General features: G+C 39.3%; 26 protein-coding genes. 2 read left to right on the forward strand and 24 right to left on the reverse strand.

What is annotated here, in order from left to right; genetic code table 11:
* From dagF to FFM66_RS01455, 21 genes are all read right to left on the reverse strand, one after another.
* Nucleotides 1-741, reverse strand: coding sequence for a 2-dehydro-3-deoxy-phosphogluconate aldolase (gene dagF, locus FFM66_RS01355; RefSeq protein WP_048604449.1), 741 nt, complete (start codon nucleotides 739-741; stop codon nucleotides 1-3).
* 13 nt (nucleotides 742-754) lie between these two features.
* Nucleotides 755-1846, reverse strand: a complete 1092-nt coding sequence (locus tag FFM66_RS01360; RefSeq protein WP_137604810.1) for a DgaE family pyridoxal phosphate-dependent ammonia lyase — start codon at nucleotides 1844-1846, stop codon at nucleotides 755-757.
* Nucleotides 1836-2942 (reverse strand): amidohydrolase/deacetylase family metallohydrolase, encoded by a 1107-nt coding sequence (locus FFM66_RS01365; protein ID WP_137604811.1) that lies wholly within the window; start codon nucleotides 2940-2942, stop codon nucleotides 1836-1838. Before FFM66_RS01365 ends, FFM66_RS01360 begins: the two co-directional genes overlap by 11 nt.
* A gap of 8 nt (nucleotides 2943-2950) precedes the next feature.
* Entirely contained in the window at nucleotides 2951-4039 is a 1089-nt protein-coding gene (locus FFM66_RS01370) for a DUF871 domain-containing protein (protein ID WP_137604812.1), read from the reverse strand.
* Nucleotides 4036-4293, reverse strand: a complete 258-nt coding sequence (locus tag FFM66_RS01375) for a hypothetical protein (protein ID WP_246038410.1) — start codon at nucleotides 4291-4293, stop codon at nucleotides 4036-4038. Before FFM66_RS01375 ends, FFM66_RS01370 begins: the two co-directional genes overlap by 4 nt.
* 52 nt (nucleotides 4294-4345) lie before the next feature.
* On the reverse strand, nucleotides 4346-5680 hold the full coding sequence (locus FFM66_RS01380; RefSeq protein ID WP_048604453.1) for a PTS sugar transporter subunit IIC: 1335 nt from the start codon (nucleotides 5678-5680) through the stop codon (nucleotides 4346-4348).
* Between the two features lie 124 nt (nucleotides 5681-5804).
* Nucleotides 5805-6506: a GntR family transcriptional regulator gene (locus FFM66_RS01385; RefSeq protein ID WP_137604869.1), complete on the reverse strand. Its 702-nt coding sequence runs from the start codon at nucleotides 6504-6506 to the stop codon at nucleotides 5805-5807.
* Nucleotides 6507-6793: 287 nt separating this feature from the next.
* A complete protein-coding gene (locus FFM66_RS01390; RefSeq protein ID WP_048604459.1) occupies nucleotides 6794-7750 on the reverse strand; it encodes a Gfo/Idh/MocA family protein in 957 nt (318 codons plus the stop codon).
* A gap of 39 nt (nucleotides 7751-7789) precedes the next feature.
* Nucleotides 7790-8185, reverse strand: coding sequence for an OsmC family protein (locus FFM66_RS01395; protein WP_048604460.1), 396 nt, complete (start codon nucleotides 8183-8185; stop codon nucleotides 7790-7792).
* 75 nt (nucleotides 8186-8260) lie between these two features.
* Nucleotides 8261-8863 (reverse strand): TVP38/TMEM64 family protein, encoded by a 603-nt coding sequence (locus FFM66_RS01400; protein ID WP_048604461.1) that lies wholly within the window; start codon nucleotides 8861-8863, stop codon nucleotides 8261-8263.
* A 93-nt stretch (nucleotides 8864-8956) separates the two neighbouring features.
* Nucleotides 8957-10042, reverse strand: a complete 1086-nt coding sequence (locus FFM66_RS01405) for a M42 family metallopeptidase (RefSeq protein ID WP_137604814.1) — start codon at nucleotides 10040-10042, stop codon at nucleotides 8957-8959.
* Nucleotides 10043-10058: 16 nt separating this feature from the next.
* Nucleotides 10059-11126 carry a M42 family metallopeptidase gene (locus tag FFM66_RS01410; protein WP_137604870.1) on the reverse strand — a complete coding sequence of 356 codons (1068 nt, stop codon included), beginning with the start codon at nucleotides 11124-11126 and terminating at the stop codon, nucleotides 10059-10061.
* Nucleotides 11127-11137: 11 nt separating this feature from the next.
* Nucleotides 11138-11665 carry a GrdB-related putative oxidoreductase gene (locus FFM66_RS01415; RefSeq protein WP_137604815.1) on the reverse strand — a complete coding sequence of 176 codons (528 nt, stop codon included), beginning with the start codon at nucleotides 11663-11665 and terminating at the stop codon, nucleotides 11138-11140.
* A 19-nt stretch (nucleotides 11666-11684) separates the two neighbouring features.
* Nucleotides 11685-13025: a PTS sugar transporter subunit IIC gene (locus tag FFM66_RS01420; protein ID WP_137604816.1), complete on the reverse strand. Its 1341-nt coding sequence runs from the start codon at nucleotides 13023-13025 to the stop codon at nucleotides 11685-11687.
* A 46-nt stretch (nucleotides 13026-13071) separates the two neighbouring features.
* Entirely contained in the window at nucleotides 13072-14019 is a 948-nt protein-coding gene (locus FFM66_RS01425) for a glycosylasparaginase (RefSeq protein ID WP_137604817.1), read from the reverse strand.
* 204 nt (nucleotides 14020-14223) lie between these two features.
* Nucleotides 14224-15522, reverse strand: a complete 1299-nt coding sequence (locus FFM66_RS01430) for a Sapep family Mn(2+)-dependent dipeptidase (RefSeq protein ID WP_137604818.1) — start codon at nucleotides 15520-15522, stop codon at nucleotides 14224-14226.
* An 18-nt stretch (nucleotides 15523-15540) separates the two neighbouring features.
* A complete protein-coding gene (locus tag FFM66_RS01435; RefSeq protein ID WP_137604819.1) occupies nucleotides 15541-16260 on the reverse strand; it encodes a GntR family transcriptional regulator, LSA1692 subfamily in 720 nt (239 codons plus the stop codon).
* An 11-nt stretch (nucleotides 16261-16271) separates the two neighbouring features.
* Nucleotides 16272-17117: a YitT family protein gene (locus FFM66_RS01440; protein WP_137604820.1), complete on the reverse strand. Its 846-nt coding sequence runs from the start codon at nucleotides 17115-17117 to the stop codon at nucleotides 16272-16274.
* Between the two features lie 117 nt (nucleotides 17118-17234).
* Nucleotides 17235-17858: a uridine kinase gene (gene udk, locus FFM66_RS01445; protein WP_048604470.1), complete on the reverse strand. Its 624-nt coding sequence runs from the start codon at nucleotides 17856-17858 to the stop codon at nucleotides 17235-17237.
* Nucleotides 17859-17935: 77 nt separating this feature from the next.
* Nucleotides 17936-18616, reverse strand: coding sequence for a YjjG family noncanonical pyrimidine nucleotidase (locus FFM66_RS01450; protein WP_048604471.1), 681 nt, complete (start codon nucleotides 18614-18616; stop codon nucleotides 17936-17938).
* Nucleotides 18617-18628: 12 nt separating this feature from the next.
* Nucleotides 18629-19345 carry a 16S rRNA pseudouridine(516) synthase gene (locus FFM66_RS01455; RefSeq protein ID WP_137604821.1) on the reverse strand — a complete coding sequence of 239 codons (717 nt, stop codon included), beginning with the start codon at nucleotides 19343-19345 and terminating at the stop codon, nucleotides 18629-18631.
* Between the two features lie 294 nt (nucleotides 19346-19639).
* On the opposite strand from FFM66_RS01455, the gene FFM66_RS01460 reads away from it, so the two are divergent.
* Together FFM66_RS01460 and FFM66_RS01465 are read left to right on the forward strand one after the other, a co-directional pair.
* The gene (locus tag FFM66_RS01460; protein WP_048604473.1) at nucleotides 19640-20254 is read left to right on the forward strand and encodes a 50S ribosomal protein L25/general stress protein Ctc; all 615 of its coding nucleotides are present in this window, start codon (nucleotides 19640-19642) and stop codon (nucleotides 20252-20254) included.
* Nucleotides 20255-20446: 192 nt separating this feature from the next.
* Entirely contained in the window at nucleotides 20447-20764 is a 318-nt protein-coding gene (locus FFM66_RS01465; RefSeq protein ID WP_048604474.1) for a DUF960 domain-containing protein, read from the forward strand.
* Nucleotides 20765-20818: 54 nt separating this feature from the next.
* On the opposite strand, the gene FFM66_RS01470 is transcribed toward FFM66_RS01465, so the two are convergent.
* The 3 genes from FFM66_RS01470 to FFM66_RS01480 all read right to left on the reverse strand — a co-directional run bounded on the left by FFM66_RS01470 (nucleotide 20819) and on the right by FFM66_RS01480 (nucleotide 23968).
* Complete coding sequence (locus FFM66_RS01470) at nucleotides 20819-21823, reverse strand: helix-turn-helix domain-containing protein (RefSeq protein ID WP_137604822.1); 1005 nt, start codon at nucleotides 21821-21823, stop codon at nucleotides 20819-20821.
* A gap of 136 nt (nucleotides 21824-21959) precedes the next feature.
* The gene (gene anmK, locus FFM66_RS01475) at nucleotides 21960-23093 is read right to left on the reverse strand and encodes an anhydro-N-acetylmuramic acid kinase AnmK (protein ID WP_137604823.1); all 1134 of its coding nucleotides are present in this window, start codon (nucleotides 23091-23093) and stop codon (nucleotides 21960-21962) included.
* Nucleotides 23090-23968 carry a BadF/BadG/BcrA/BcrD ATPase family protein gene (locus tag FFM66_RS01480; protein WP_137604824.1) on the reverse strand — a complete coding sequence of 293 codons (879 nt, stop codon included), beginning with the start codon at nucleotides 23966-23968 and terminating at the stop codon, nucleotides 23090-23092. Before FFM66_RS01480 ends, anmK begins: the two co-directional genes overlap by 4 nt.
* Nucleotides 23969-24325: the final 357 nt, after the last annotated feature.

The raw sequence follows: 24325 nt of genomic DNA on the forward strand, positions 1-24325 counted from the left end.
TTATTTCAACGTATTTTTCATCATTTGTAGTAGTTTTTTCACGTCTTCAATTTTGGTATCGCCGGTTTCTTTGTCGATAATCGAGCTGTAAACATGAGGAATGATTTTCTTCACGCCAGCATCCACCGCAATTTGCAAAATTTCTTCAAAGTTTTCCAAATCAATGCCGCCGGTAGGTTCCAAATAAAAATCATATTTTGCACAGGCCTCAGCAACTGCTTGGTATTCTTCTTTATGTGCCAAGCCCTTCATTGGGAAATATTTAATCGAGCTGCCGCCCATGTCTTGCAATAATTTGATGGCTGTTTCGATAGGGACGATAGCTTCGGGTGCTTGCGAGCTTAGTGGTCCCGTAGCGATGTTGACGTAACCGACTTTGCCAGTAGGAGAAACCAATCCATTGATGATGGTGTCATCTTGCCCTAATAACGCCCGAGAAGTTCCTACGCCGGTAAACACTTGATTGACGTGTTGTGGTTGCAAAACACCAGAAAGGCGGGAAACCATTTGGCTTTGATTAGGATCACCGGCACCTAAACCAACAGACAAAGCGTTATTGGTTTCTGCTTGGTATTTTTTCATATCCTCAATCGCTGCTTCATCGCTGGTATAATTTTTTGATAAAACGCCCAAAATCACATGCCCTTCTGCGGCTTCATAGCAAGCTTTGGCATTTTCTACGGAATTTGCTAAAACATTTAAACAAATGCGATTTTCTAAATAGTTCGGTGTTAGTGACATTTTTTTTGCTCCTCTACATGATTTCTTGTAATCGTTGAACGATTTTTTGTAATTCTTTTTCATTGACCGAACGTACATCGAATTCAATGATGCCGTTGTTGGCTTGGTATTCCCGTGTATACACGGCAGGATCCTGCGCTTTTAGTTCTTTGATTACTTCTTTTGCGGTTTTTTTACCAGTGATTTTAACGCTCCCTCGGTAAATATCCCGACCCGCTGCATCTTGAACAATTTTTGCTTCAGCTCCGGAAATTTCATTAATCGCTGCCACAAATGGCTGCAAGCGTTCCTTCATCGCCGTGCCCGCCTCGCTGCCATTTTTTAGATAATCTTCAACTGCTTGTGTAAATCCAAGAATATTGTCTTTACCGATTTTCATCGCTCGTCCGATACCTTTGCTTTGTAGACGAACCCATTCAACATATTCTTTTTTACCAATCACTAAGCCGGCACTAGGCCCTTCGATTGCTTTTGCCCCAGAATAAATTACCAAATCTGCGCCAGCTTGGATATATTTGAAAAGATCTTCCTCCGCCGCCGCATCCACGATTAATGGTAAATCATGTTTTTGGGCTACTTTTGCAGCTTCTGCCACCGTTAACATACTTTTTTGAACTGTATGATGGCTTTTGATATATAAAATCGCTACTGTATTTTCTGTAATCATCATTTCGATGTGCTCTGGGGAACACATATTGGCATAGCCTGCTTCTACAACATGTCCGCCCCCTTGATTAACCATCACCTCAACCGGTGTGCCGTAATCCACATTGTGTCCTTTAGGCAAAATAATTTCCCGTTTTTGAATTTTTGTTGTATAAGGATGATACAAATGGTAGCTGTCCCCTTTTCCAATCAATGCAGCCACTGATTGAGCGATTCCAGCAGATGCAGAAGAAACGATTTGAGCGTCCTCTACCTTTAATAATTCCGCCAAATACGCCCCCGTTTTAATCGCCAACTCACTCATTTCAAAAAAATGCTCTCCACCAAAACGCTGTGCAGCCAACACCTTTTCAGAAACCTTGGAAACGCCTAAAATCGTCATTCTTCCTGAAGCATTGATGACTTCTTTTAATCCAAATTTTTCGTAACTAGTTGTCATAAACAACTCCCCCAATAATCGTTTTAATCGGCTTGATTTGTTGTTTGGTTGTTCGTTTAAACCCATTGGAATCGATCAATTCTTTGTCTTCTTCGACCAATTCAAAGACAGTGATATCTGCATCAAATCCAGCTTCGATACGCCCTTTTGTCGTTAAATGGAAATTTTCTGCTGGTGCAGTCGTCACTTTTTCAAGAATTTCTTCCCAAGAATAGCCAACGACATGGAGTTTTTCCATGGTTGTCGCCATGTCAAAGACCGGTCCATTGGTGCGATTTCGTATATAAATATCCGTACTGATGGATTTAGCTTTCAACCCTTCTTGCAATGCTGTTTCGGCAACCTGAAAATTAAAGCTGTCTGTGCCATGACCGATATCGAACACGACACCTTTACGGTAAGCATCCCACGCAAAGTCCTTGATTTTGTTTGTTGTTTTATCTAAAATACCGTTTGATTTTCCATTAAAACAGTGGGTCAACACGTCGCCTTTTTCCATTTTTGCCAAAACTTCTGATAATTCTGGTGGAGCGGAACCGATATGCACCATCAAGGGCAAATGTTCATTGTCTGCTTGAATTTTTTTGGCTAATTCTAGCGGCGTAATCCCATTGTTTCCAACAACAGATTTACTCATTCGTGCTTTGATGCCCACGATAAAATCCGGATAATCAATCAATGCTTGCTGAACTAGTTTTTCTTGTACTTTCGTCAAATCAGCCAATTCGTCCTGCTCCACAATCCCCCATTTGGAAATATTCACTAAAGCAAAGACATTGGTTTTTTTCTCACGGGTAATTTCATAAAAGTCCCCGATATTTTCTGCACCAGTGGTTCCCGCGTCAATCACGGTAGTTACCCCCTTTGACACCCCGATTTCATCAGGATAATCATAGTACAGATTCATTTTTTCATAGCAGTGGACGTGGTCATCGATCCAGCCGGCAGAAAGGTACTGGTTTTCGCCAAGAACGATTTCCCGCTTGGCTTCTTCCAAAATTTTTTCTGCAACTTGACTGATTTTACCGTCTTGTATACCGATTTCAACTGGTGCTTGATTCAATTCTTTGGCGTTGCGTATAATTAAGTCTAACATTTTCATTCCTACTTCTCTGTAAATTTGAATTTTGACCATGGATGAATAAAAGGTAAGAGCAGTTGTTCTTGCTCAGGAATGTGTCCCACTTTGTTTTTCCGTTCATCACGATGAGGCGTTAATACAACCTGCAACTCATTTTTGTATTTGCCAAAGCCGTCATTACCGATAACGATGTCCCCAATTTGAAATTCCTCTTGGTTGCCGTGAGGAGCATTGGCTTGGTTTTTATATTTTTTTCGTACTTCAGTGGAACGAATCACTTGATCGGTAATATCTCCCCGACGAAAATGTTGTTCCTTAAGCACGATTTCTTTCTCCACTTCATTGACTCCAGCAACAAATTCAACGGTAAATGCGGTTTGATAGCGATCAATTGCGCCTAATGCTTTTAATTCTTCTTCTGAAGCATATGCATTGCCGATAATTACATCATCGATCAAATTAGTGGCAAACAAATGTTTCGCTGCCACTTCCACCGGTACGTGTCGGTGCATTTCCAATGTAGGCAAGCCATCATTAATATCCCAGGGTCCGATTTTTCCTGATTGAGAGGTGATAAATGCTGCTGTTCGAATACCTTGATTTTTAAAACGTTGGCTACATTTTTCGAAAAAGTCGTAAGGCAAAGCTGTTCCTTCTTGAGGATAGAAATTGTGGCAACCGTAAAGAAAAGGCGTATTGGCTTGGTAGGTCAAAATATTATCCAAATAAGCCACATCATTACTCATATTCAACTCAACTGCAAGACCGTAAGGATTATACGTCAGCATTGCTTCTTTGTTGCCATCAAATCCCATATCCAAACGAATGCCATCCGCACCCAATTCATGGAAGAAGGTCAAATCATCATAGGAAATTCCCAACTCAGAGAAAATATTGGGTGCCACATCCAAAATTGTTTCATAGCCTAATTCCTTTGCGTAGAAAATCAATTCTTTGAATTTTTTCTGTACCGCTTCTTTTCCTTCCGTCACTTCCAACATACTCATGAAAATTCGGCTGAAGCCATATTTTTGTGCTTGTTTCAAATAGGCTTTGTCTACTTCCATTTCGCTGTGATCTGGATACACCGAAACACCTAATTTACGTTTCATACATTTTCTCCTCGTTCCATCTTTTCAAATTTTGAGCGATACTTGTACGCAATGAGTGAGCTTGCCATAACGGTCGCGGTCATCACACAAAACGTTGCTATATTTAATAATACTCCGAGGATCATTGATAAACCAATGATACCAATCGAACCTAATAAAATATAACGTAATTTGCTTTTTTCTAAAAATTGCGGTAATCCACTCTTTTCCAAGTAAATGTGACAGCCTAGGAAAAGCAGCAATAAATAAATCATTGTCATATCATCACCAAAGAGGATAAGTAAACTACCTATCCTCTCCCTTTAATTAATTTTGAGTAATCCCACTCAATTTTTCTTGATTCGCAGCAGCTTCTGCTTCTAATTCTGCAGTTTCACGCGCTAATTGTTGTTTTTCAAACACTTTGAAGAATGGGTAATAAATTCCCAGGGCGATCAGGAAGTTAACCACCACAAGCACACCTGCGGCTACACTCCAGTTGGTACTCATCCAAGCAGCAATCGGTGCTGGCATGGCAAAGCCAAGTCTGGCAGCCATCATCGGTACCACTCCGGAGATTGTTAAGAAGTAGGAAAGTGTCGTCGTAATCAATGGTGCAACGATAAAAGGAATTGCCAAGACAGGATTCATTACAATTGGTGCCCCAAAAATCACGGGCTCATTGATATTGAATAAACCTGGCAAGAAGGACAAGCGACCTAAACTCTTCAAATATTTTGATTTTGAGAACATGAGTAGAACAACCAGTGCTAATGTCGTTCCGGCACCACCGATCCAAACAAACCATTGTAAGAATTGTTCTGTAAAAATATTTGGCAAATTATGCGCATTGGCGCCACCTTGGAAAGCTTCGATATTTTCTGCAATAGAAATATCCCAGAAAGGACGAATGACTGGACCCATGATTGCAGGTCCGTGAATTCCCAATACCCAGAAGAAACAAATCAAGAAGACCGTCAGTAATCCGCCAAACAAACTGTTGCCGGCTAAAACATCTTTCAACGGCATCAATAAATTACTCAAAAAACCATTGATATCAAATCCTAATAAATGACGTACTGCCCAGAAAAAGACCAAAATCACAGCACCGGGAATCAGGGCTAAAAAGGAATTGGTTACTTCTGGTGGTACACCGTCAGGCATTTTAATCGTCAGATTTCTTTCAATAAAGAAACGATAAATTTCAACAGAAACAATAGCAGTAACGATGGAACCAAATAATGATCCCGAACCTAAATTTGCAATGTTCATATACCGTCCAGCGTCGATGACGTTATCCACATTTTCTAACACGCGCAAAGGAGGTGCTGCAGTAATTAAAAATGACATAAGTGCTAAAATTCCCGCGGTTAGTGAATCCAGTTTATAACTTTTTGCTAATGAAGAAGCGATACCAAATGTTGCGTATAATGCCAAAATCCCGATTGTATAGCGAAAAGGAATATCTAAAACTTCCCGATACGGTTCAATCAATGGTGCCAATGCTTCGATATTCAGAATAATCGTAAAGAATGACCCCACGATCGTCAACGGCATCGTTGCAATAATCCCTTTTCTGATTGCTGTCATGTGCCGTTGTGTGCCGATTTTATTTGCAACCGGCATAATCTTTTGTTCAATAATGCCTACAAATTTATCCATGTTTCTTCCTCCGTTTATAATATTATAATGTTTCCACCTAGATAGTAACATAATAACATTATAATGTAAACGCTGTTTCAGAAAAATCTGACTCGACTCATCCTTGAAAAGTCAGTTGGATGAGTCAAGCTTCATATTCAATGTGATACGGATGCTGCGCCGTATTGTAGACAGCTTCGGAATACTCCACGACTTTCCCGATTCGATCAACAGATTTTCGAATCCGCTTGATGGCAATCGTCTCTGTTGTATTTAAGATTTCTTGCTGCTCAGCAGATAAATGCACGGCAGCAAAATCATCTGAGAAAGTTTGAATCTCGTAGCCTTTTCGATGAACCAAACGATACAATGATTCTTTTTCAAATTCTTCCTTGCTTATATCGGAAAAATCAATCGGCAAGTAATGGTCGAACAGAATATAAGGCTTTGTTTCTAATAAATACAACCGTTGAAAGTGAATACATTTTTCGCCAAAAAAACGGGCAAGGGGTGAATTTTTTTCCAACTGGATTTTATTGAGACCCAAGACTTTTTTTTCAACGAAAAGATGGGATTTTTCCAAAATTTGTGTAAAGCTGGCTGCTTTGGATAACTTGTTGTAGGGGCGATCACTGAGGACGGTGGTCCCTCTGCCGCTTTTCTTCTCCACGTATTCATCTGCTGCCAACAATTCGATTGCCTTACGCACAGTAATTTTGCTGACATCAAAGAGTGCTTCTAATTCTGATTCAGTAGGCAGCATCGAGCCCACGGGATATTTTCTTGAAAAAATATCTGCCTTGATTTTCTCAGCTACTTCTAGATATAACACACGGTTTCTTTTCATGCTGTCACCTTTTTCATCCTTCTTTATGGACAGAATACCATTTGCAAAATGAGTTTGCAAAAAAATACAAAAAAAAGACAACGGAATATTACTTCCGTTGTCTCCAGTACCATTGCTGGCAGAGTGTTCCTTCTCCACAAAAGTCCACTCCAGCACCCTACAAATCCGGTAGGCGAGATAAACTCCTGTGCTGCTGTTTGAAAGAGCTAGTAAACTAGCTGCTTCGGCTCATCGCATGTCACTTACTGTAACACAGATTTATTTTTGATACTACCCTTTTTTGCAGATTACTGGAAAGCTGTCCATTCTTTGTACAAATTTTCCATGGTCGCCACCGTGTGTACTGTCAATTCTTCCGTCATCCATGGACTTGTCAGCAGCTTTTTGTTCAAACACTCATTGACGTGATCGACTTCAAAAACAAATTCACTCTCTTGTGGGAATGAAAAGTTTTCATGATGAGTCGATAGTTCAATCGTTGCTTCCGCAGATTTCCAGAAATTTGGAATCCGAATAACGCCTTGATCCCCATAAATCACCAACTCGTTTGGCAATAAAAAATCAACGGTAATAAAAAGATTGCCTAAAATTTCGTTGCCAAAGCGAACACTTACATCACATTGAGAATCCGTTTCTTGTGTAAAGGAAGCCGTTCCTGTTGCCTCGCTAGTGAGTGTACCTAATAAGAATTGCATCACCTGTAATGGATAGCTGCCGGAGCCGCGAAAAGCACCACCGCCTGCTGCCAACCGCCAAAACCATGAGATTTCCTCCGCATTAGGAGAAGAAATCGTTGCCCGCAGTAAACGAATTTTTCCTATTTCACCATTTTCGATTCGTTTTTTCACTTCTTGAATGACCGGCAAGAACACCGCTTTTTGTGCTTCCATCAAAAAAACATGTTGCTCTTTTGCTAAGTGAAATAATTCTTTTGCTTCCTGGGCTTTCAAGGTAAAAGGCTTTTCCAGTAAAACGTGCTTTCCATGCAGCAACGCCTGCTTGCAGATTTCATAATGGGTTTTATTATAGGTGGCAATATAGACGATATCAATGGTTGAATCCTGAAACAATTCTTCATAGCTACCGTAGGCTGTCGGAATTTCAAGTTCCTTTGCCATTTTTTCGGCCCGTTCTAATTCACGAGCAGCAATCGCCGCCACTTCCCCCTCACGGCTTTCCTTAACTCCGGCAACAAACCGAGGGACGATCCTTGCTGTACTGACGATACCGTATCGAATACTCATCTTTTCTCCTTATACTCTTTTTGGTTCGGCGCAATTCACCTAAACAATCGATAATTTTTCATCAATTTTGATGGCTGCTTTGACGGATTGGATTACCGTACAGCTTTTGATTGTTTGATTCAAAACCCGTCCCAAAACCTCGATATCGGTAGATGGATTCTTGATTTTAAAATGAACATTGACTTCGCGAACAATATTCGGTTTTTCATCCTCCATCAACCAATCCACATCCACCCGCAGATCGTCATAGGTAATTTTGCGATTTTCTAAAATAATTCGCATCACCCCAAAACTACAACTGGAAATTGATGTCGCCAGCAGTTCAACCGGACTGATGTCTTGTTCTCCGTGTCCGATTCGTACCTGATTTCCTTTATGATTTGTGCCAATCATCCCTTGCTCATCAGCAGTTAAATCTAAATGTCGTTTGATCATATAGCTTCTCCTTTTTGCTAGAAATTTTCTTTAGTATAACAAGCCATCGTATTTTAGCAAAAGTTTTGCTTTTCCTCAGAGCAGACCTTCAATTTGTTGGAACAAATACAACATCAAAAGTCCATAGATAGCAATAGACCATGGTTTAAAAAAGAGAATGATTTTCAAAAAATCTTTAAATGAAATCGTTGTTAAACCGGCGACTAAGCAAACAATATCATCCGGAGCAAAAGGAATCAGCAAGGTAATAACCAAAAAACGTTTGATGGTTTTTTGATTATTATCCAATATTTTTTGAAATTGATTGAATTTTTTGGCAGTCAAAAAAAGTTTTGCCACCTCGATGCCGTACTTGCGTATCAATAAAAAGCCTATAATTTCCCCAATCACCAGACCAATGTAACTATAGATAACACCAAAAAGCGGTCCGAACATAACCATTCCAGCTACCGTTGAGATACCGCCGGGAAGAATCGGAATCACTACTTGAATCAATTGTAACAGAATAAAAACCAGCACAGCATAATTGCCAAAGCGCCCAATAAAGGCCTGTAGCGATTGTGCCGAATCAAAAATTCCCACGTGCCGCCCATAAAGCGCCAGACCAAAGAAAAAGAGCAGCCCAATAATCGGCAGCCATTGAAATAGCCGGTTTCGTTTTGAATTTTCCTCCATCATACACCAACCTTAAAAAGATATACCTAGTATACCTTGTGTTGCCCAAAATAAAAACCCGTTCATTTTTAAGATGAACGGGTGATGAGAGAGTCCTTAACTTGAACGTAACGCCTCTTTAAACTGAGAAAGATCCTCATAAGTTAATGAACAGATAAAATTGGTCAATAAACGGATTGTCTGCCGGTAATCCTCCAGATGAACAATCAAACGAGAAGAATGCATGTATCTTGTTGGAATAGATAGTGTCATTGTTACGACACCATCCATCGCTTTATGAATATTACAAGCATCTGTCCCACCTACTGTCATAAAATCAAAACGAATATTCAGCTGTTCTTGCTTGGCAATTTTCTCCATTTTTTCAAATAATCCACGGTTAGCAATGGTCAACGAATCTAAAAAAGATAGAACACAGCCTCCCCCAAGGGTTAATCCCCCCTGATCAAAAGGAGTATCTTCTGCCGTTGTCACATCTAATGCAATCGCAACATCCGGTTTGATAACGTGTGTCGCAGTTCTGGCACCACGAATGCCAACTTCTTCTTGAACACTTGCTGCAAAAAAGACATTTGCTTCAGATGACAGAAACGCTAGATTTTTTAAAACCTCTAATCCAACACCAACACAAACTCGATCATCCCAAGCTTTTCCCATGATATAATCGGGATTATTCATTTGGCGAAATTGCGTATGGGGTGTTACCATATCACCGATATCGATTCCTAACTTCTTAACAGCTTCACTATTTTCAACACCTAAATCCAGATAGAAATTTTTTGCTGAAATCACTCGATCTTTTTCTTCTGTAGACATCCCGTGTGGCGCACGACTTCCAACAACTCCAACAAATTTTTCACCTGTGATAGTCGTGACACGCATTTCTTGTGCAGGCATTACATGTCCCCACCAACCACCGATTGGCAATAGTTCTACAAATCCTTCACTTGTGATGTTCTTAACCATAAAACCAACTTCGTCCATATGTGAGGACAACATAACTTTAGGTCCATTTCCTTTTCTATTTAAAATGACAGAGCCTAAATTATCATACATGATCGTATCAGAAAAGGGTTTTCCATAGCTACTTACGATGCGCGAAACTTCTTTTTCACATCCGCCGATTCCGTCTGCTTCACTTAAATTTTTCAATAATTCAATATCAATATCCTTGATTTTCATTCTTCAAGCCCCTTTTCTATCTATTTTCTTCCTTAAAAGCTTGAATTTTCTCAACAGTTAATTCTTGAATGAAAAACATAAGACCTCTTACTAGGCTTTGATAATCTTTAAATGAAACAATCTGACTTGGTGTATTCATATTTCTTACAGATAATCCTAGCAGCAGCGTGGGACAGCCTGTCCGCAATTTATTTATCCAACCTGCATCAGAATCTTCCAACGAATAATGAAGCTGATAAGAAACTTCATGTGCTTCACACGTTTCTTTCATTGATCGCAATAAATACCGATTAGGTAATACAGTTGTATCGTAATAGGTTAATAAAAGACCTCTCCCGATAGTTCCTGATTTTTCTTTGATTTCTTGGTAATCCATTTCCTTTTGTGTATCGAGAATAATTGCCAAATCTGGTTGCACAAGATTTGTTGCAGTCTGTGCTCCTCGAAGCCCAACTTGTTCTTGAACCGTACAGCCCACATAAAGATCAAATGGCAGAGAACCCTTCAGTTGATTAACTTGCTTTAGGATGTCTACAGTTTGGCTGACATTGATACGTCCATTCCAATTATGACTAAAAAGATGTCCTGTAGCATTTTTATAAAATCCATTACTAAAAGTAATCATATCCCCAATCTCAACATCCGCATCCTCAAGCTCTTTATTTGAGGTATATCCGAAGTCTAAAAGAACTTCATTTTTTTTGTTTAATACTTCGCCGCCTTTTTGACATAAAATCGTTCCCAAAAGACTTTCACCATTTCGAGTAGATAAACGGCATTTTTGTCCTAATAAAGCGTTCTTTTCGACTTTTCCCAATGCCAATCCACGAATTAAACCATTTTTTTGTATTTCTTTTACGACAAATCCAAGTTCATCCATGTGTGCTGTAATCATTACTCGCAGATTTTTTCCTTCATGTTTACTTCGAACCACTGCATAGATGGAGCCGAGATTATCGTAAATAATCTCGTCACAGTAAGGGGTATATAGATTTTTTAAAAGATTGGAAATATACTTTTCATTCCCGGATATCCCCGGTGTATCAACAATTGTATTTATTTGTTGCAACAACTCATTTGACAATATAGTCACCTTCAATAACAATATTTTTGAACAAATTCACCTGTATCAGCTTTCTGGTACTTCAATTGACAAAGCTTTAAGATATTTTCCAGCGAATCGGTCAATCCGGTTCCACCTTTTTTTGGCATCTTTATGATGTCTATTTTATCTTTGTAGGATTGAATCACATCTGAACATTCTTGTGACATTGCAGCAACAACAGGAATCGGTTTAGTCAGTTTAGTTTGGATAGTTTCAGCTGTTATTGCTGCCATTTTCGCATAATCTGCATAATTGAAGCATGGTCCGCAAATAATCGCATCAGGAGCTAACTGCTTGACCATTGCTGCCATTTTCAATGAATTATTTGTTGCATCTTGCAAAAAAAACTCATCCCCACTATATAAGGTCGCAATAATCTCTCCATCAACATCTGAAAGATGTTTTTCAAACATTTTTGCTGAGCCAATAGCAATTCTTTGCCCGCCCAGTGGTTGACCGCCCTGCTCTTTGCCCCCAAGTCCTGCTTGGATTTGATCTAAAATAAATAATAACTTCATCTTATCACCCTATTTTCTTTTATAGATCCTCTGTAGAAATCCCATCAAAGGACAGTTCTTTCTCTTCTTTTTGTTTTTGTGCTTCTGCTTCTTCCTTCAAATATTGTTTATCCAATGCTTTGATAAACGGATAATAAATGACACATCCTAAAGCCAACAATCCTAGTTGCCAAATTGCTGCAAACCAACTGCCAGTGCTTAGATAACCGGAAAATCCGATTGGTGTGGTCCAAGGTAGTGAGACACCAGTCGTATAGGGAATCAAACCAATTTTTGTAGCAATCGTGGATAGAATCAGATTAATCGTTGGAGTCAGGATAAATGGGATAATAATAATCGGATTCAAAACAATTGGCAGTCCAAAAATAATCGGTTCATTGATTCCAAATATTCCGGGAACGAGTGACAGTTTTCCTAACTCTTTGATTCGTTTTGATTTACAAAACAGCATCATCACAATAATTAATGAGAGTGTTGATCCGCCACCACCAAAGTTTGTAAAGAAATTAGAGAATGGATCCGTAAAAATATTAGGAAGAACTTGTCCACTTTGAAAGGCATCTAAGTTTTCCATCGTCAAAATTTTTGTGACAGGAGCAAAAACCGAATTTGCCACAGCCGGTCCATTGATCCCAAAGAACCAAAAAACTGTACAAGCCAAACTATAAATAATTTGAGCAGTAAGCGTATTCCCCGCTCCTTTTAATGGCGTTTGTAAAAGCTGGAAAACAAAGTTATGTGCTGTCTCAAAAGAAGTTAATCCAAATAGAATATTGATAATAAAGAATAAAAGCATGACGATTGCACTGGGGATTAATGCTGCAAAAGATTTTGTTACTGCAGGTGGTACACCGTCAGGCATTTTTATTGTCCAGCCTTTTTTCGTTGTGTAAGTATAGATTTCTACTGAAAGTAGCGCAACAACTAAACCAACAAATATACCGTTTGTACCTAGATGTTCAAAGGACAGTCCGCTTACAGGATCCTCCACACCTTCAATAAAAATTTTATTAGGGGTTAAAATCAAAAAAGAAATAACAGCAACTACCGCCGATTGGATTGCATCGCCTTTCTTTTCTCTTGCATAAGCATACGCCGTACCTAAACAAGAAAAGAAGCCAACAGTATTAAACGCTGAACCAGAAACGCGTGTAACCCAGCTTTCCCAACCAACGCCAAAAAATTGAGCCCAAAATTCCGACCAACCAGTAATTGGAAAATTTGCAATCAATAGAAAAATTGATCCCACAATAATTAATGGAGTTGAAATCAAAAATCCGTCACGAATCGCAATCAGAATTTTATTTTGACCTAGTTTTACTGCTAACGGCATTAAAACATCTTCTAATTTACCAAACATATTTTTCCCTTCTTTCTAAAAAATAGCAAAATAATTACAACCATTTCTAAACCGGTGCTTTGATTCGTTTTTCATACGCATCCAGCCATTCCTGTGTGATTGGTTCAATCACCGTTGTCTGATTTTCACCGGGATGTGCGATGAAAATTGCGGCTGCCGTTTTTTCGGTTGCGACGCTGAATGTAAATTCAACATTTGTGGCAACGCCCCATTGTCCCTCCTTATTCAATGCGATTAAAGAAAAGGCACCAGCTTTTCCATATCGTTTTTTTAAGCGCTCACTAAATCCATATACGGCTTGGTCACATGCTTCTTGCGGTGTGCAGCCTTCGCTCATCAAACGAACAATTTCATAGGACAGACACCCTTTCATCAAATCCTCTCCTAACCCAGTTGCAGCAGCTCCGCCGATTTCACTGTCTACATAAAATCCAGAACCTGAAAGAGGAGAATCGCCGACTCGTCCGCTTTTTTTCATAAATAAACCAGAGCTTGAAGTTCCGGCAGCCATTCCTGCTAATTGATCCAACGCAACGACTCCTACCGTATCATGTCCATCATAAGGATTTAGATGATTTTTGGTGACCTCCTCTACTCGTTTTTCCCAAATCGTTTTTGCCCGTTCAGTCAGCATCGCTTTTTCTTCAAAGCCTTCTTCTTTGGCATAGTTCGATGCACCTGCACCGATTCGGAAGCTGTTGAATTTTTCTTTGCTTAGTTTTCTTGCGACTGCGATAGGATTTTTAATGTCTACAATACCGGCTACGGCACCGATTTCAAATGTATTGCCATCCATAAAAGCGGCATCCATTTCCAGAATTCCTTTTTCATTCGGCAACCCGCCGTACCCCACTGATTTATAGTAGGGATAGTCCTCTACTTTTTTGATCGCCGTTTCAATGGCATCCCCTGCCGTTTGTTTTTCCAGCAATAATTTTTTGGCAGCCAAAACACCATCGTGCGCCATCCGCCATGTTGCAATAATTCCCCACATAATATGAGCTCCTTTTTCGTTTTAATGGACTGCACTTTCTGTCAATATACTCAGCTAGGATTCCAGTCCTATCAGCTTTCTTACTAAATATAGAACAATAGATCTTTTGTATGCAGCGCTTACATTAGCATTATATATAGTATATACCATAATGTCTATACTAAAATGGCGTCCATCGAAAAAATTTTCCATGAACGCCATTTATCATTGAATCAACGCAAGAATACTACGCATATAAATTTCCATATTGGTTTTTAAATCCGCAACTGTCATCCATTCATTTTTATTATGAGCGATTCCTTTTTGTCCAGGAAAAGAAGGGCCAAAAGCGACAATATTCGGTAATTTCCGCGCATAGGTGCCACCGGTCGTTGTCACAGGCGTTCCATCGTTTCCGGTGATTTCTTGATAAATATTTCCCAGTAAACGAATTTCTGAACGATCTTTATTTAAGTTGATGCCGGGAACACTTCGAACCACTTCAACTGTCGAATGCGCAGGAATAACTGTGGTGATTCCCGAAACTATCTCTTCTTCCTGAAAAGAAACCGGATAGCGAAAAGCAATTTCCAATTGTAGCTGATTTTCTTTTTTGGAAAGAATAACCGGTGTCAACATCAATTTACCAGAATCTTCATCTTCCAACGCTAAATCAATCCCTTCTCCGGTATGCTGTTCGTGGAAATGTGTAAATAACCAGTCAAAATACGCCCGCGTTTTCACAGAAAGCTGTTGGTTAGTTTTTAAGCGACGAGCCAATAATGTGATTGCATTCTTTCCCATTTCAGGTGCATTGCTAGGAGCCCGTACTCCTTCTACCGAAATTTTTGTTTCGTCAACCAACACCGACAGTTTATCCGGGACGTGATCCCGCGCTTGATCGCCAATAATTTCTCCCAGATTTGCTAATTCCCCCTTCTCAAAATCAGTGGTAATCCGCACATTCACAATCCCCCGCTCCCCATAGACCACCGGGTACTTGCAATCGGGGGTGAAGCCAAATGTTGGTGGCTGTTCTGCCTTTAAATAATGAGGAACGTCAGACATACCGCTTTCTTCGTCCGTTCCAAATATAATACGCACCGGTTTTTTGGGTTGAATACCGCTATCCTTTAACAATTTCAATCCATAAAAACAACTCATGATTGGACCTTTATTATCTAAGATTCCCCGACCATAAAGCACCCCATCATCTTCCGTCAAATCAAATGGAGGATAATCCCAGCCTTCACCGGCAGAAACCACATCCAAATGTCCTAAGATACCGATATATTCTGACCCTTCCCCCCATTGAAGATAGCCGATTGCATCATCGATAGTCGTTGTCGTAAACCCATCATTTTCTGCCATTTCCAATACCAAAGACAATACTTTTCTAGGATAAATTCCGTAAGGTGCCTGTTCTTTCGGTTCACCTTTTACGCTGGGCACCTGCATAACCTGCTGGAGATCTTGCAAAAAACCTTCCCAGTTTTGTTCCACCATCGTTTTGATTTCGTCCATTTTTTTCACCTTTTTCTTCTAGTGTTTTCGTTGTAGGGTATTTTTGAAGGTATATTTATCTGCTCGATAGAAAGATGTATCATACAAAATCGGTTTTGCAGAAGGAGAATATGTCAGAGAATGAACCAACAGCAGCGGCTGTCCCTTCTCTACCTCCAACAATTTGTTCATGTCTTCTGTCACTAGGATTGCTTCAACTTCTTGATGAGAGTAGCCGATTTCAATATTTTTTTCGATTTCTGAAAACAAAGAACCTTCCTCTAGCTGTTCAATGGAAGAATCCTTTAAATATCGCTGCAAAACGTAAATGTTTTCGATTGTCATTGGTTCCTCCTCCAAAAAACGGCGACGAACCAAATGAATCACTTTTTCATTCGCATATTTTCCAAAAGCTTGTTTCACTTTTTCCGGCAGTTTTTCTGTGATTTCACAGGTCAGAATTTCCGTTTTTGACTGTTTTCCTTGTCGTTTTGCCGCTTCTGTAAAACCATACAACCCACCACTGCCGCTTTGGATTTTTGGCTGTTTCATCACATAGGTTCCCTTACCTTTTTCCTTAACCAAGATATTCTGACCGATTAAGCTGTCAATCGCTTTACGAACAGTCAACCGGCTAACTCCAAATTCTGCGGCAAGATCATACTCAGAGGGCAGTTTTTGGCTAGTCACGTAAGTTCCGTCATTGATTCGTTTTTGTAATTCGTTGGCAATCGTCAAAAAAATTGTTTTATTTCTCATTTTGTTCTCTCCTACCACTCAAAAAAAGTTCGGTTCGTACTAACACCCGGTGCAATGCTAATAAAAGCTTTTTCATCGACTTGATGAATCAGTTGTTTGACCATTTTCAATTCTCGTTGGGATATCACCAGCAATAATAATTTCTTTTCATGATGATCAAAGGCACCTTCTACATCATTGATGACCGTGATTCCTCGTTGAATCGAAGTCTGCAAACTTGCAGTCAATGCAGTGGGTGATTCTGTTACAATCATCAACTGCACCCGTTTTTGCTTTGCGTTCACATAATCTACCATCTGACCGCTAATAAAAAAGGACAATGCACTGTAAAAAGCATATTGCCACCCATAGATCCATCCAGCAAAAAATTGTAAACAAATATTAAAGACAATAAAAAAGGAACCGATACTTCTTTTCGTCGCTTTTTTTACTAGTATACCAATAATATCCAGTCCACCAGTAGAAAAATCGCTATTTAATGTCAACCCTACTGATAATCCATGCAGTGCCCCACCAAAAATCCCGCAAATAACCGGGTCAGTCGTCAAAGGATACACAGGAATGATTTTCATCATAAAGGAAGTGAGTAGAACAGCAAAAATCGTGTAGATTGTAAAGGAACGGTCGATCCTCCGCCAAGCTACTACTAGCAATGGTAGATTAAAAAGTAAGACAAGTGTTGGAATTGATAATGTGATTTGCAGTCGATCAGCTAGCAGTTCCGACAACAATTGCGAAAGTCCCGTGATTCCGCTGGCATAGATTTTTCCTGGCAGCCAAAAAAAGTTTAACGCGACAGAGGATAAAAAAGCATACGCAGCAGCAATCCCAAGTTTATGAATAATTTGTTGATTCATGACGACCTCCTAAAGAATACGCTTACAGTATATACTATTGAGTATATACTGTCATCTTTTTTTCAAAATAAAAAACCAAAAAATTTCTCCTAAGAAAAATTCTTTGATTTCCGTTTTTTATTTCAGATAAGTAGCAACTTTTGTCGTAATCAAATCGATGGCCACGTGGTTTTCGCCACCTTCTGGAACGATAACATCTGCATAGCGTTTTGTCGGTTCGATAAATTGATGGTACATGGGTTTCACCACGGAAAGGTATTGTTCAATGACAGAGTCCAGCGTCCGTCCCCGTTCCTCCATGTCCCGCTTAATTCGGCGAATGATACGGATATCATCGTCAGTATCGACATACAATTTAATGTCCATCAAATTCCGCAAACGTTCATCTTCTAAAATCAAAATGCCTTCCAAAATAATCACTTCTTTTGGTTCTTGAATCACTGTTGCTGTACTGCGGGTATGGGCAACGTAATCGTAGACGGGTTTTTCAATTGCTTCATATTTTAATAATTTTTCTAAGTGTTCAATTAACAAATCCGTATCAAAAGCAAAGGGATGATCGTAATTCGTGTTCAATCGTTCTTCAAACGCTAGATGGCTTTGATCCTTATAATAAGAATCTTGTTCAAGCATCATAATGGAATGATTAGGAAAATTATTAAAGATTGCTCGGCTAACACTGGTTTTACCACTGCCAGAGCCACCAGTCACTCCTATTATAATCGGCTTGTTTTTCGTCATTAAAGAAAACCTCTTTCATTTTATACTAGCTATTATTATAGCGAAAATCCAAGAAAATACTATGCTTTCTCGTGAATCTATTCCGCTAAAATCGTATAAATCTCATCCAGCTTGCTGATTTGATACGTCGGTGCAATGGAAGCCGCCGCTTTTGCAGGATTCAACCAAATCGTATCGATCCCGGCTTGAATCCCCCCTTCAATATCCGAAGTCAAAGAATCACCGATAATGACAGTTTCTTTTTTCTCAAATTGCGGGATTCGCTCAAAAACAAAATCAAAATATTCCTTCATGGGTTTTTGGAAGCCGGTATCTTCAGAAACAAATACATTTTTGAAATAAGGCAAAAGTTTTGCATCCGTCAGCCGTTGATATTGCGTAGCAGAAACCCCGTTCGTCACGATATATAATTCTGCTTTATCTGCTAAATCAGCGATGATTTCCCGACTGTTTCCCAGCAGTTGATGTCCTTGATTGAGAAATTGACGGTAATGGCTTTCCATTTTTGTCCCATCCACTCGCTTGCCAAATTGTTGAAACAACAGGCTGAAGCGTTGATTGACGACTTCATCTCGCTGACGTTTGCCTTGTTCAAATTCTTGCCATAGCTGATGGTTCAATGCTTGGTAGCTTGTCTTGATCGCCGGTGTCAGTTGCAAGCCTTCTTCTTGGAACAACGCCTTTAGCGCCTCATTTTCTGCCGCTTGAAAATCCAATAATGTGTCATCTACATCAAACAATAAATTTTTATATTTCATTTTTTTCTCCTTTTAACGAAAATAGGGGGTCAATTGTTGCAATTCTGCCACGGTCAACCGACGATACTTTCCCAGTGCGAGAGTTTCAGGCAACCGTAGCGGTCCAATCGCCGTCCGTTTTAAAAAGACCACTTTTTTTCCACGAACCAAAAACATTTTTTTCACTTGATGAAATTTTCCCTCTTGGATAGCCAAGCGAATGGTACTTTTTTCATCAGAAGCAAAAAGAATCGTTAATTCTGCGGGTTGGCAAATGGTCCCGTCATGAAACACGATGCCTTGTTGAAATGCCTGCTGATCTTCCTGTGTCACCCGTCCATTGACTGTTGCTTCATAAAATTTTGTCACTTTTTTCACCGGATGAAGTAATTCGTAAGCCAATTGTCCGTTTGTCGTCAAAAAAACCAGACCTTCCGTATCACGATCCAAACGTCCTACTGCAGCTAATTTTTCTCGGCGATCAGCTTCAGCAAGTAAATCCAAAACTGTCTGGTGCTGTGCATCCTGGTTAGCTGTTACGATGCCCTGTGGTTTATTTACCAAATAATAGGCCTCATCCGTCGCCAATGACTTGCCATCCACTAAAATCTGATGGAGATCACTGTCCACATTGCGGGCTTCCCGTCGTTGAATCTGACCATCAACGCTTACTTTACCCAGTAAAAAAAGCCGCTTCATCTCTTTACGGCTGGTTTTCAGCTCTTTTTCAATCAATTTGTCTAAACGCATCGCTTTTTTCCTTTCTGACACATTATAGCGCGAATTTATTCTCAGCAAAACACAAAATCTGCGAAATCCTTGACTTAATTCATTATTCGTCCTATGGTTAGAGAGTAAAGTAAATAAAGTTCTTCTACACAGCGTTATGACCTGGTGGAGAAAAGTTGAACCAAAACTTTCTTGGGTAGCTGTATTTCGGCTACCCTTTTGCGTGTTCTCACGTACCACTCAATGTGCAGACTAGCGAGATTTGCTTTTAAAATGAATGTCGTCAGACAGAAAAATTTTAGGAGGAATTAAGTTATGGCAGTATCATTAGAAGTAAGTAAGAGAGAAGTTCGTCCCCGTTCGTTGCGTAATCAATTGCGTCACGAAGGAAAAGTCCCTGCAGTAGTAAACGGTTATCAAGTGGAAAGCACACCGATTTCTGTTGTTGCGCGTGACTTAGACAAGATTTTGCGGGAACATGGCGCAAATGCAGTAATCAAAATGGAGTTAGATGGAAAAACAGTCAATACTCTAGTAAAACAAACACAAGCAGACACTTTTAACAGACATTTGACCCATATCGAATTCTTGTCAGTAAACATGTCTGAAGTAACTGAAGTAGAAGCAGAAATCTTGCTTGTCGGCGAAGCAGCCGGTGTGAAAGCAGGCGGCGTCTTGAACCAAACATTATACACTGTTGTGGTTTCTGCAACCCCTGATAAATTACCAGAACGTATCGAAGTAGACGTGACACCACTTGAAATCGGCAGTACCTTGACTGTTGCAGAATTGCCAAGTCATGAAGATTACACAATCGTCACAGATGCAGATGAACAAGTTCTTTCTATCACGGAAGCACAAGAAGTTTCTGAAGACGATACTGCTGAAGCAGCTGAACCAGAAGTCATCGGTTCAACAGAAGCAGAATAACAAACGAAAGCTAGTTTAACTCTTTTTACCTGAAATTGGGTCGTTGATTAAAATTTAATTAACGACCCAATTTCTTTTGGCTCCTTAGTTGCATTTTTGGCGGCTCAATCGTAAAATAAGTGTTCAAATGAGCAACATTTTTTCATTTCTTCTATAATAGAAGTATGATAATGTTACAAGGAGGTCAGGACAATGTATGAAGTCTTTGATAGTAATCGCAGTCGTTACGCTTCCGTAGGCGTTGTTTCCAGTATGCCCGGCGAGCTGATCGATAGTATTTGGTTCATTATTGATTTAGATTTAAAAGGAGTGATTCCTTTAAATAACTTGATTGCCTTTGATTTAATCAATAAAAATGGCAAAGTCACGATGCATTTTTCACAAGAAGATAGTGAGGTAGAAATGGATATCGATTTGCCGTTTCCTTATTCATCCGACCTGCCAAAAGAAATTTTTGCTTATGATGATGGCACTAGACAAACAATTTTATTGCCTAGTGAAACAAATTAAAAAAATTCCAGTCATGTTATTGGCTGGAATTTTTTTGTTCTGCATTATCGTGATTCATTTTTCAAGGTGTTGTTGAAAAACCGTCTCATAGGCGAGCTCTAATTCTGGATGATTCACCAATAATTGTGCGTGATAGGGTAGAAGTTCGTTGAGGGCTGTCAGTAATTGCTGATTTTTTTGTGATGTTTTTAAGGGGGCGAGCTGGTGGATACACGGTCCTTTGAATAAGTAGCACAACAAATGCAGGCGAAAAATATCTTGCAGGATTTTTTGTCGAATTCTCCGGGACGAATAACGCTGATCGAGAGGATAGATTTTTTGCTCACCTAGTAATTCATCACTGATTCCCATTGGCCAAATCTCTTCTACTCCCAACAACTGCCGCCATAAAAAACAAAAACCTCGTTCATTTATTTCAAAATCAGGAATCCCGTTTATTTGGCTGATAAACTTCCGATCAAACCAGTTTGGATCGATGGCATATCCTTGTTGCCGCCGTTTCCGACTGATTTCTTCAAGTATTTGAAAATAGGCGGCTGGTGTGATTGGCATTTTTGGCGGTTCTAACAGCAACCGGATATGAAATCGAAAGAAACGTTGCTGTGCCTCTGCGCCACAAATAACCGGCTGTTTTTTAAAACTGGCCGTCAATCCGTACCATTTAAACAGCTTGCCTAATTCATGAAAATGCCGGCGAATGATTTTTGGACTCAGATAGAGCGTCTTCTCAAGATCCCTCACACCCCAAGATGGATGTTCCAATAATTTTTCTAAGAGCTGTATTTTGATACTCCGCTTGAGTAAGAAGGCAAAAAAATACCGGTCATCAAAGCCCGTCGCCTTTTGCAGCACTAAATGTTCTTTTTTGATTATCACATCGATTCCGATTTGCAGATGACTTCCACTATCCCTCCAGTCATTAACAGTTTCTCGTATGTAGCGGACCGGATGCTGGCACTCACTGGCGGCATCTTCCAGAGAATACTTTTTCTCCACTGCCAACTTTTGATAAACTTTCACTAACACCCGATCTCTTTCTTCTAATAAACAGTCAAACATTTTTTTCACCTCTCATAAAAAAAAATACCATAATAACAGTCGTGGTTTTTTCCAAAATCTTGGATGCTGATGACTATTTTTTGGAATTTTTCTTTCACAGATTTGGTGATTGAGTGCGTAGGAGGAAATTACTAATTTATTTGAAGAGAGTAATTCTTCCCAGAATCACCTCATTGCTTGCTCCAGTTGCGCTTGGTACATTTGAAGGTAGATGTGCTAAAGTATGCTGTCCCAAAATTGCCATAGCAATTGCTTCTTTTGCCTCGGAGGATATTCCTATATCTTCTTGGACAAAAATTTTTATAAAGTTGGGGAGTAGGTTTTTCAGCATAGATACTAACGTTTTGTTATATGCTCCACCACCGCCTATGATCAACTCTGTTTCATCATTTACAAGCTGCATAACATGAAAGGCGATACTTTTTGCCGTAAAAAAAGTTGCACTGGCAATTAAATCATCGGGTTTTATTTCGCTATTTTTTAAAATATCTTTCAAGAATGCGTTTCCAAAAAGTTCTCTGCCAGTTGTTTTTGGATAAGGCAATTTAAAATAGGGTAAATCCATCCATTCTTTAACTAATTGATCATTTATTCTCCCTTTAGCCGCACGAGCACCATCCCTGTCAAACTTTTTATGATAAAAATGCTTCATTAAGCCATCAATAATCATATTTCCTGGTCCAGTATCAAAAGCAATTAATTCTTTTAATTCCGCATTTGCAGGAATCAGTGTTAAATTACCAATTCCTCCTATATTTTGCAAAATTCGGTTTTTACTAGTTGACCGATAAAGTAAAAATTCAGAATAAGGTACAATTGGCGCTCCTTGTCCTTTAACCGCCATATCTGCTTCCCGAAAATTAGAAACAATCGTTGTCTTCAAGCGATTTGCCATGATACTTGGATCCCCCAGCTGCAATGTTGAAGGCTGAAATGTTTCACTTGGAAACGGCTGATGGAAAACTGTTTGCCCATGACTGGCGACAAAAGACAATTTTCCAGAGTCCAACATATTTTTTTGACAAATCATTTGTACAACCTCACTGTACTTTTCACCTAGAGAAAAATTCAATGCAGAAACTTTTTGAATGGTCAGTTCTCTTTCTTCGATGACATCTTTAATTTGTCTCAGTTGATTTGATGAATAAGGAACTGTGATAAAATCATGCAGTTCTACACGCAAATTTTGCTGTGTTCCTTTTATATCGACTAATGCAGCATCTACACCATCTAGAGAAGTGCCGCTCATTAGTCCAACAGCTAAGCTCATTGTTGTTCCCTCCAAAAATACCAAGCACCTTTAGTGATTCTTTCATCTGCTATCCTTAGCTGCTTGATTTGTGGTTTAAGTAATGATTCTACTCGTTGCGCAATTCTCTGATTTTTTTCAAGAACGGAGCCAGAGAAAGCCAAAGATAATTCTCTAGGCTCTGCCTGGATTTTTTCTACTAAAATTCTTACCAAATCAGCCAATAGAGTACCCGCCTCATCCAAGATAGAGAATGCTTGTTTATCTTGTTGTGTAGCGACAAACTGTGCAGCTTTTGCTATTTCAGACTTATTTTGTTGGTAGAAAGAACGGATCGTTTGATTTGGTGTTTCTTGTTTAGACCATTCGACAAATTTTTTTGAAAACAGACTCAAGTGAGTTTCGTGATCCAGTTCATAAGCAATCTGCTGGTATGCTTTTTTAGCAATCCAATAGGCACTCCCTTCATCGCCCAGTAAATGTCCCCATCCGCCTGTTCGATAAAATTGATTATGGTATTTTGCAAATGCAACAGAACCCGTTCCTGCAATCAATAAGATACCATCTTTTGCATGATGTTTTGCATACAAAGAAAGTTTTGCGTCATTGATCAAATAAACGGGAACATTAAACCCGGATAATTTTTGGCTAAGCATTTCTACCAATCCCGATGTATCTAGTCCAGCGATGCCCAAAACAATTCCCTTGCAAGTACCTTCTGTCTCAGTAATCGCTTTTTTTACTCCTTGAAAAATAGTTGTCAGACTTAATTCTGTATGTACCAACAGGTTAGCAGCACCCAGAGTGAATTCTGATAAAAATTCCCCATCTGTACGATAGACGGCAAAAACAGATTTAGTTCCGCCGCAATCTCCTCCGATAATATAATCTGTCATGATTTTTTAGCCTCCCGTCTACGTCGATTTTGCTCAAAAAATATAGTTCCAAAATACAAACATAAACTATAGGATGACCATCGTATCACTACATTTAGATTTGGAAACAATACTGCTGGAATCAACACGATAAGTAGTGAAGCAAATCCCCAAAACCAGTGATGTTTATTTCTTCCATTTTTTTCCAACCATTGAACAGAAATTATTCCACTGATTAAAATAAAAATAATGATTAGTATAAAAAATAACTGTACGAACATTTTCATTCCCTCAATCAAGTTAAATTTAAAAAATATGGTTTACGGTTGATCAAAGTACCTATCATATTCAAATAGTACCATAAAAAGAGCAGGTTAA

Origin of the sequence: Enterococcus songbeiensis (assembly GCF_005405265.1) — a bacterium.
Lineage (GTDB): Bacteria > Bacillota > Bacilli > Lactobacillales > Enterococcaceae > Enterococcus_C > Enterococcus_C songbeiensis.